At 32.1% G+C, this 8,440-nt stretch carries 7 protein-coding genes; all 7 read left to right on the top strand.

Going from position 1 to position 8,440, the window contains the following annotated elements; all coding sequences use genetic code 11:
- Window positions 1-298 precede the first annotated feature (298 nt).
- The 7 genes from B3N22_RS04150 (at window position 299) to B3N22_RS04120 (ending at window position 8,394) form a co-directional block, all read left to right on the top strand.
- Window positions 299-2,215 carry a BglG family transcription antiterminator gene (locus B3N22_RS04150; protein ID WP_286905091.1) on the top strand — a complete coding sequence of 639 codons (1,917 nt, stop codon included), beginning with the start codon at window positions 299-301 and terminating at the stop codon, window positions 2,213-2,215.
- 181 nt (window positions 2,216-2,396) lie between these two features.
- Complete coding sequence (locus B3N22_RS04145; RefSeq protein ID WP_123259104.1) at window positions 2,397-2,687, top strand: PTS sugar transporter subunit IIA; 291 nt, start codon at window positions 2,397-2,399, stop codon at window positions 2,685-2,687.
- Between the two features lie 14 nt (window positions 2,688-2,701).
- Entirely contained in the window at window positions 2,702-3,013 is a 312-nt protein-coding gene (locus B3N22_RS04140) for a PTS sugar transporter subunit IIB (RefSeq protein ID WP_095329262.1), read from the top strand.
- Window positions 3,014-3,086: 73 nt separating this feature from the next.
- A complete protein-coding gene (locus tag B3N22_RS04135) occupies window positions 3,087-3,389 on the top strand; it encodes a PTS sugar transporter subunit IIB (protein ID WP_095329263.1) in 303 nt (100 codons plus the stop codon).
- Between the two features lie 78 nt (window positions 3,390-3,467).
- Window positions 3,468-4,754, top strand: a complete 1,287-nt coding sequence (locus B3N22_RS04130; protein WP_286905087.1) for a PTS sugar transporter subunit IIC — start codon at window positions 3,468-3,470, stop codon at window positions 4,752-4,754.
- 198 nt (window positions 4,755-4,952) lie between these two features.
- Window positions 4,953-7,571, top strand: a complete 2,619-nt coding sequence (locus B3N22_RS04125) for a glycosylhydrolase-like jelly roll fold domain-containing protein (RefSeq protein ID WP_286905085.1) — start codon at window positions 4,953-4,955, stop codon at window positions 7,569-7,571.
- Between the two features lie 652 nt (window positions 7,572-8,223).
- A complete protein-coding gene (locus B3N22_RS04120) occupies window positions 8,224-8,394 on the top strand; it encodes a sporulation protein Cse60 (RefSeq protein WP_095329266.1) in 171 nt (56 codons plus the stop codon).
- Window positions 8,395-8,440: the final 46 nt, after the last annotated feature.

Raw genomic sequence — 8,440 nt, 5'->3', positions numbered from 1 at the left:
TGAGCAGGGCATTTTTATGCCAAATATTTCAGCTTTTCTAAATTATTTTAGGGTTTTATGTAAATATGAATCTTAAATTCTATTATGGTTAGCACTTCTTATTAAATGGTTAAACTAGAGTTGGAGTTTAGAAGGTTCAAAATAAGCCCAAAATATATCATCTTGGATTATTAGCTAAAAAACTACTTTTTCATCCTTAACAAAAATTTTCCTAACATAATGGAAAATCTTTGTACCCCAGCATTTGTGAAAACGCTTTATAATTAAATGAAGAATACTTATGAGGGGAGGAGAATCTATGAATGCGAGACAACAACAGATTTTAAAAGCGCTGATTTCAGAAAAGAAGCCAATTAGTGGTGAACAAATAGCCTCTATAATTCAAGTTAGCTCTCGAACAATTCGTAATGATTTAAGAGAAATTGACAATCAGTTAATGAATGCAGGAGCGAATATCGTTTCTGTTAGAAGCCGTGGTTATCAACTTGAGGTTTGTGATGAATGCAAATTCAAACAATTTATTTCTCAATTTATTGAGTTTGAAAAAAATGTCCCAGTTGAACCAGAAGATAGGGTTCACTATTTATTGAAAAAGTTTCTATTAAGACAAAATTATTTTAAAGTAGAGGATTTGGCAGATGAATTATTTGTTAGTAAATCAACATTAAAAAATGATTTAAAGGATGTAAAAGTTATTTTACAGCAATTCAATTTGAAGCTTGCTCAAAAAGCAAAGTATGGATTGAGACTTGCAGGTTCAGAAAGAAATATTAGATTTGCAATTTCAGAGCTATTATTCCGCAGACCTTCTATTATAGAAGAAAAGTTAAAAAGACAGTCATGGCTATTGCCAGAAGATAGTATGGAATTAATTCGAGAGACAGCGCTAAGAGAACTAAAAGCATTTGATCTTAACTTATCTGATATAGCCTTACATAATTTAGTAGTACATATTGCTATTGCCTGCCAACGAATAAAAAGTAAGCAGTACGTGGACAGTTTAAATGAAGTTGAAGAGAATATCCAAAATAAAAAGGAATATATCGTGTCAAAAAGAATTATCAAAAGCATGGAGAAAATGCTGAATCTGGAGTTTCCAAGAGGAGAAATAGTGTATGTAACTATGCACTTATTAGGAAACAGATTGTTATTAAATAAAAACCAGCCAGAACTATTAAATAGTTTTAATTACAATATCATAGAAACTGTTAAACGTATGATAAGCAATGTTGAGGAACAAATGAGTCTCAACATTGGCAATGATAAGGAGCTACTAGTTGCTATTAGCCTACATCTTAAGCCTGCACTTCATCGGGTTAAATATCAGATGAATATATATAATCCAATGTTAGAGGCAATAAAAGTTAACTATCCAATCGCATTTGAGGCTGCTATTATAGCAGGAAAGGTAATTGAGGAGGACTTCGATATTGTCATTAATGAAAATGAGATTGGTTACATTGCACTTCATTTTGGTGCAGCAATTGAAAGATCTAAATTAAAAATAAAACCAAAAAGATGTCTAATTGTTTGTACCACTGGACATGGTAGTTCGCAATTATTACTTTATAAGATGCGTGCAAAGTTTGGTAATAAAATATCAATAATTGGTACAACCGAATTATATAACCTTTCTAAGTACGAAGAAGATGATATTGATTTTATAGTCAGTACTGTTCAATTGCCAAGCACCATCAAGATTCCTCACGTAGTAGTAAGTACACTCCTAGGGACTAGTGAACTAACAGAGGTTGAACAAATGATTGGGGATACTCAAGAATCAATTATAAATAAGTATTTAGTTGAAGAATTAATATACGCACATCTATCATGCAAAACACCTGAAGAAATAATAACCTATCTTGGAGAGGAACTTATTAAAAAAAAGATGACTGAGGAAGAGATTGTTGAAACGATAATGGACAGAGAACAGGTAGCTTCAACAAGCTATGGTAATCTGGTTGCAATTCCTCATCCATTAGAGGCAAAGTCCCCGCATACATTTTGGACAATCGCGACATTAGAAAAGCCAATTGATTGGGGAAAACATAAGGTGCAGTTGGTCTGTCTTCTTCATGTAGCGGATGATAACAAAGAAGAGTTGAAACCGATGTATGATACACTATTTCGATTTATTGACGATCGTGATATTGTTCAAAAAATTATCAATGCTCTAGATTCCTGCACCATAATGAAATTAATAAAAGAGATGTAACCAATTTAACTTGGTAGGATGATTTTTAGTTTTGATTAATTATATATGATTAAAAGGCCAATTTCTTTCCACTAGTAATGGAAAAACATAAACTTTAATTGGAAGCGTTTTAAAATTATAGTTTAGTTAAGGAATTAAATATGAAAAAGAAGGTGACAACTTGGAAAATCAAGAGATTATTATGGGAATTATCATTTACGGAGGAAATGCTAGAAGTTGTGCCATGAGGGCAATAGTAGAAGCTAAAAATGCCCATTTTGAAGAAGCAGAAAAATTAATGGAAGAAGCAAGGGAAGAGTTAAATAAAGCCCATAGAATCCAAACAGATTTAATTCAAGCAGAGGCAAGAGGAGAAAGCTCAGAGGTATCTTTGTTAATGGTTCATGCACAGGATCACTTAATGAATGCCATGACAGTTAGAGACTTATCAATTGAAATTATTGAACTAACTAAGAAAACGATAAACTTATAGAAAGGGGAGAAATTATGAAAAAAATCTTACTCGTCTGCGCAGCAGGAATGTCAACAAGCTTGCTTGTTAGAAAAATGGAACAAGCAGCTAAAGAAAAAAACGAAGAAATAATAATTTGTGCAACGGGACAAGGGGAGGTGAAAAAAAATATTAGAGATACTGATATTTTACTTTTAGGCCCCCAAGTCTCCTATAAAGAAGATAGTTTTATAAAAGAATATGGTGGTGTGAAAGGAATTCCTGTAAAAGTAATTAATACAGTAGACTATGGAATGATGGATGGAAAAAAAGTTTTAGAGTGGGCTTTAAGTCTGATTAATAAATAGTTATCTAAAGTTACGTTTGCTTAGATACTTTATGAGTTAAGTATATTTATTAAAAATATTTGGGGGATTATATATGAGAAAAATAATTTTACTATGTTCTGCAGGTATGTCAACAAGCATTTTAACTAGAAATATGCGACAAGAAGCAGAAAAAATGAATTATAAATGTACGATTGATGCATATGCATTGTCAGAAGCGGTTAATGTTGCAAACGATGCAGATTTTATCTTACTTGGTCCTCAAGTTCGTTATCAGCTTAATACTATCGTTCAAAAGTTTCAACACTGTCCAGTTGAAGCTATTAATGCGACTGATTATGGAATGGTTAATGGAAAGAAAATCATGGAATATGTCAAAAATGTGTTAGGAGATTAGGATTTTGATAAGTAAATAATATTAATTCGTTAATCTCTTCATTGAAAAGAAGAATGATCTATTAGGGGGAGTAGTAGAATGAATAATTTAGAAAAAATACTTGGTCCTGCTTCTAACTGGATAAATAATAATAGAATTATCCAATCCATTTCTAAAGGCTTAATGAGCTTAATGAGTGTTTTGATATTAGGATCATTTGCAACTATATTTCAAAATTTACCTATTGAAGCATATCAATCATTTTTAACTACGAGTGGTTTAGGAGGAATTTTCACGACCTTATCAAATATTACTATTAATCTTCTTGCATTGTATGCTGCATTTAGTATCGCATATACTTATGTAGGTAATTTTTCGGATTATGACTCATTTACAGGAGGATTACTGGGATTATTAGCTTTTTTATTAGTAACACCATTAACCACGACTGGTGAAGGATTTATGGCTATAACAAATTTACCTTTAGAATGGTTGGGAGCAAAGGGAATTTTTGTAGCTATGTTTTGTGCAATAGTATCCGCCATTATTTATATAAAATTATCAGATAAAGGCTTAATCGTAAAATTACCAGACAGTGTTCCAGAATTTGTTGCAAAGTCGTTTAATGGCATTATACCTTCTGTTCTCATTGGTATCCTTTTTGGGGCGATAACACTAGGACTTTCACATACTGAGTTTGAGAACTTTCATAATGCAGTTTATACTTTAATCGGTTCACCATTAAGTGTAATCGGTACAAGTATATGGGCTGGTATTATTATTTATGTGTTGACTGGGTTATGCTGGTTCTTAGGAATTCATGGCATTGCTGTTGTATCTGTCATAATGCCAGTTTGGATAGCAGCAGATGCCGAGAATATGGCAGCGGTTGCAGCAGGGCAGGTAGGACCTAATATTATCACATACAATTGGATTAATGCAGTTTCCTCCCCTGGTGGTGCAGGAGCCACAATCGGCTTAGTAATTTGTGTATTATTGTTTGCAAAATCGTCTCGTTATAAAATATTTGGTAAGGTTGCAACTATACCATCTCTTTTCAATATTAATGAACCTGTTGTTTTTGGATTTCCGATGATGTTAAACCCAATTTTATTCATACCGTTTGTATTTACCCCTGTTTTATACATTATAATTGGGTATATACTTACCTCCATGGGAATTTTACCAATGCCTACCGGTGCAGGCGGTCCTGGAGGAACTCCGCTTATTATTCAAGGATTAATGATGGGTGGATGGAAATATGCAGTTTTTCAGTTGATTGCTACAATCGTGTCTACTTTAATTTACTTTCCATTCTTTAAGGTATTGGATAAAAAGGCGGTAGAGGAAGAAATGAAAAGTAATGATGTAAGTATTTCTGTTTGATAATAAGACTGAACATTATGAATATTAACATTTTTCAGTGGGATACTAGGTAAATTACAATCAAATAAGAATAAGTAAGAGGAAGATGAGTAATCAAGTAGCTTGTGAGAAGAAGGGATACTTGGTTGCTCCTCCCTAATTAAAGTGGATATCACAGCTAAGTTGTATATTAGAAAGAAATGGTAGGGAGAGATAGTGATGAAGAGAGTGAAAGAGGTATTAGATAATAAAAATGATAATTACATATTACCTTTTTTTTGGCTTCACGGAGAAGATAATGACATTTTAAGAGATTATGTAAAAAAAATATATGAATCAGGGATTAAAGCATTCATTGTTGAATCTAGGCCACATCCTGATTTTCTTGGTGAGAGTTGGTGGGAAAACATGGATACACTGATGGAAGAAGCGAAAAAGCTGGGAATGAAGGTTTGGTTATTAGATGATTCTCATTTTCCTACAGGATATGCGAATGGAAGAGTGAAAAATGATTATCCTCAACATATAAAAAAATATTTAAAAATCCATCAGTTAGACTTTGTAGGACCATTAGAGGATGCCACTATATTAGTTAATCGTGGCAATACAAAACAGTTATTTTCAAAAGAGAAAGAATATATACCTGATAAGCTACTAAAAATAATAGCTGCAAAGAGAACAGGTAATAGTAGTTTTGATTCCACCAGTTTTATTGATATCACGAACTTTGAAATTAATGGAATTTTAAATTGGAGTATACCTGAGGGTCAATGGCGCATTTTTGTGTTGATGGAAACAATAGATGGGGGAGAGCCGCAAACAGAAGGGTATTTAAACCCATTGGAATCACAAGCTACTCGAATATTAATTGATGAGGTTTATCAACCTCATTACAAACGCTATCAATCAGAATTTGGCAAAACGTTTGCAGGTTTTTTTTCGGATGAACCGAGATTTGGTAACATGCATGGAGCGGAAGGATCTATTGGAAGAAAGGAGATGGTCTATCCTTGGAGAGAAGGTATGTTAGAAGAATTTTTCTTAGATGATTATGTATTTCTACCTTTACTGGAACCAATTGAGTCTGATGGTAAAGAAAAAGAAGTTCGGTTGAAGTATATGGATATTGTTTCTAAAGAATATAGTAATAATTTTACAGGAGTATTAGCGGAATGGTGTCAGAAAAGAAATGTGGAATATATTGGTCATTTAATAGAAGATAATAATTCACATGCACGACTAGGATATGGAGCTGGACACTTTTTTCGTGCGATTAAACCACAAGATATGTCTGGAATTGATGTTGTTCTTAATCAAATAATGCCAGGAATGGATAAAAATATTAATAAGTCCATAACAAAAATGGGGTGGGATGGTGAATTCTTTCATTATGGTCTAGCTAAAATGGGAGCCTCACTTGGTCAGCTTGATAGAAAAAAAGGGGGCAGAACGATATGTGAAGTGTTTGGAGCATATGGCTGGGCGGAAGGACTTTCATTAATGAAGTATATTGTCGATCACATGCTAGTTAGAGGAGTTAATCACTTTATACCTCATGCATTTAGTCCTAAAACATTTCCTGATCCCGATTGTCCACCACATTTTTATGCTAATGGACATGATCCAGAATTTAGATATATGTATATTTTAAATAATTATATAAATAGGATAAGTCATTTGTTTAATGGTGGGAAACATATTGCGAAAGTAGGTATTCTTTATCATGCGGAAGCTGAGTGGCTTGGTAACTATATGCTGTTTCAAGAACCTGCTCGTGTATTGATGCAACATCAAATAGATTTTGACATTATTCCAATTGATTATGTTATGGAGAGTAAAATTACGAATAACGAATTCCTTATTAACAATAACGAATTTCATACATTGATTATTCCCTATGCAGAATCGTTACCTTTATCATTTATGGAGAAAGTAGAAGCGATGTCTAAGAATGGAATAAGTATATATTTTGTAAATAATTATCCATTATATAGCGAAAAAAACAAAAGGTTGGATGAAAGCTTTTTTAGTGGAACCAATAAGGTTAATTTAGAATCATTAGGAGAGGAATTGAAAATAAAAGGAACGGAACTGATAGTTAGTGAATACCAACCGTACTTAAGATATTACCATTATGAGCATATAGATGGGAACCTTTATATGTTTTTTAATGAAGATCCTTATCAAGAAATCAATACAGTAGCTGAACTTAATTCTGAGAAAGTACTCTTAAAATATGATGGATTTAATAACGAGTTATTGTCATATGATCAATTTAATAAAGAAGGAAAAAAACAAATACCGATACAGTTACAACCTAATGAATCATTGATACTTGTAGATAATAATAAGTTTGAGGGGATGATAACTAAAAATGTAAATCAATTGGAGGGAAAAGAGACTATCCTCCAATTAAAGTGGAAAGTTGAATTTTGTACCGCATTAGAATACCCCACATTTGGTAATTTGCAGGAATTAAATAATTTGATTAATATAAATAAACTTCCTGGTTTGGAATGTTTTTCAGGTAATTTTAAGTATACTTCTACATTTAATAGTATCGATCTAACAGGTGATAGATTTATATTAGATTTAGGAATAGTAAATGAAATTGCTGAGGTAAAACTGAATGGAGAATTGGTTGGAATAAAAATATGTACTCCATATAGTTTTGAAATAACGGATTATCTACAGAAAGGAATAAATCATTTAGAAATCGTAGTGGTGGATAATTTAGGGAAGCAAGAACAGGACTTTTTTTCTCAATTTATACCTATGAAGCCATCAGGTTTATTAGGGCCTGTAAAAGTGATTGAGTATAAAGGTAATTATAGTTAGTAGAAAAGAAATTTAATAGCCTAATACAGGTATTATTTAGTTTGTTAGGCTGATTTAAAGATGATGATGCTTCTTTAAAGAAATGTCTGCTAACCCGCGGCCGCGGGATGGTACTCTTTCTGTTACCGAAGGGCTACTAAGCAGTGGAAAAGGTGAAATGATCGATAGGCGAGGACAAAAAAATCTTCTATGGTAATTAATTAATGGCTATTTCAGTTTTTCTATATCTGAGGTAGCCATTTTATTTTGTTTTTAAAATTATTGGATTACAATTTTAAAACACAAAATCATAAATCTTTTAAAAGGTGATTAATGATGTTTATGTTTGTATAGATAATTGAGAAAACTTTTCTTTATTATCTTTAATGAATAGTTCTATACCAAATCCAGCAAAATCTATTTTTAGTAAAGTCCTTTTCTTTTAATTGAAACTTTTTAATTATTCAAAACGTATTTCTCTAGAAAGGAGGGAGTTAATTCACTATATTTTTTCCGTAAATGCTTTTCTATTTTGTTAATTGCCATGGTGGCAATAATAGTTGGATGTTCGGCTGAAAGGGAACAAGATATAAAACATCTATGGATATAAAAATTACTTAAAGAGATTGTTCAATTAATAATAAAATAATTAGGAAAAGGCAGGTACAACCTTATGATTCAAACAAAAGTTATTTCGGAGAAAAATAAAAAATTCGAGAAACATTTAAATAAAGCGTTAAAGGAATTGGAAAATCATGAAGTAATGGATATTAAGTTCGCTGTGAACAATGATCCTATAACAGAAGAGGGAATTTATACAGCCGTTATATTATATAAAGCATAAGTTTACGAAGAATGCATCCTGTCTGGGATGCTTTTCTTGTCGGAGA

Source organism: Clostridium sp. UBA1652, from assembly GCF_002320975.1.
Classification (GTDB): domain Bacteria; phylum Bacillota; class Clostridia; order Clostridiales; family Clostridiaceae; genus Clostridium_T; species Clostridium_T intestinale.
Note: the sequence above shows the minus strand (reverse complement) of the source record. Positions and strands in the feature narration are given on the sequence as shown.

Excerpts from the sequence above, each read along its gene's own strand:
- B3N22_RS04150 (WP_286905091.1), top strand. The coding sequence starts at position 299 with ATGAATGCGAGACAACAACAGATTTTAAAAGCGCTGATTTCAGAAAAG.
- B3N22_RS04145 (WP_123259104.1), top strand. The coding sequence starts at position 2,397 with ATGGGAATTATCATTTACGGAGGAAATGCTAGAAGTTGTGCCATGAGG.
- B3N22_RS04140 (WP_095329262.1), top strand. The coding sequence starts at position 2,702 with ATGAAAAAAATCTTACTCGTCTGCGCAGCAGGAATGTCAACAAGCTTG.
- B3N22_RS04135 (WP_095329263.1), top strand. The coding sequence starts at position 3,087 with ATGAGAAAAATAATTTTACTATGTTCTGCAGGTATGTCAACAAGCATT.
- B3N22_RS04130 (WP_286905087.1), top strand. The coding sequence starts at position 3,468 with ATGAATAATTTAGAAAAAATACTTGGTCCTGCTTCTAACTGGATAAAT.
- B3N22_RS04125 (WP_286905085.1), top strand. The coding sequence starts at position 4,953 with ATGAAGAGAGTGAAAGAGGTATTAGATAATAAAAATGATAATTACATA.
- B3N22_RS04120 (WP_095329266.1), top strand. The coding sequence starts at position 8,224 with ATGATTCAAACAAAAGTTATTTCGGAGAAAAATAAAAAATTCGAGAAA.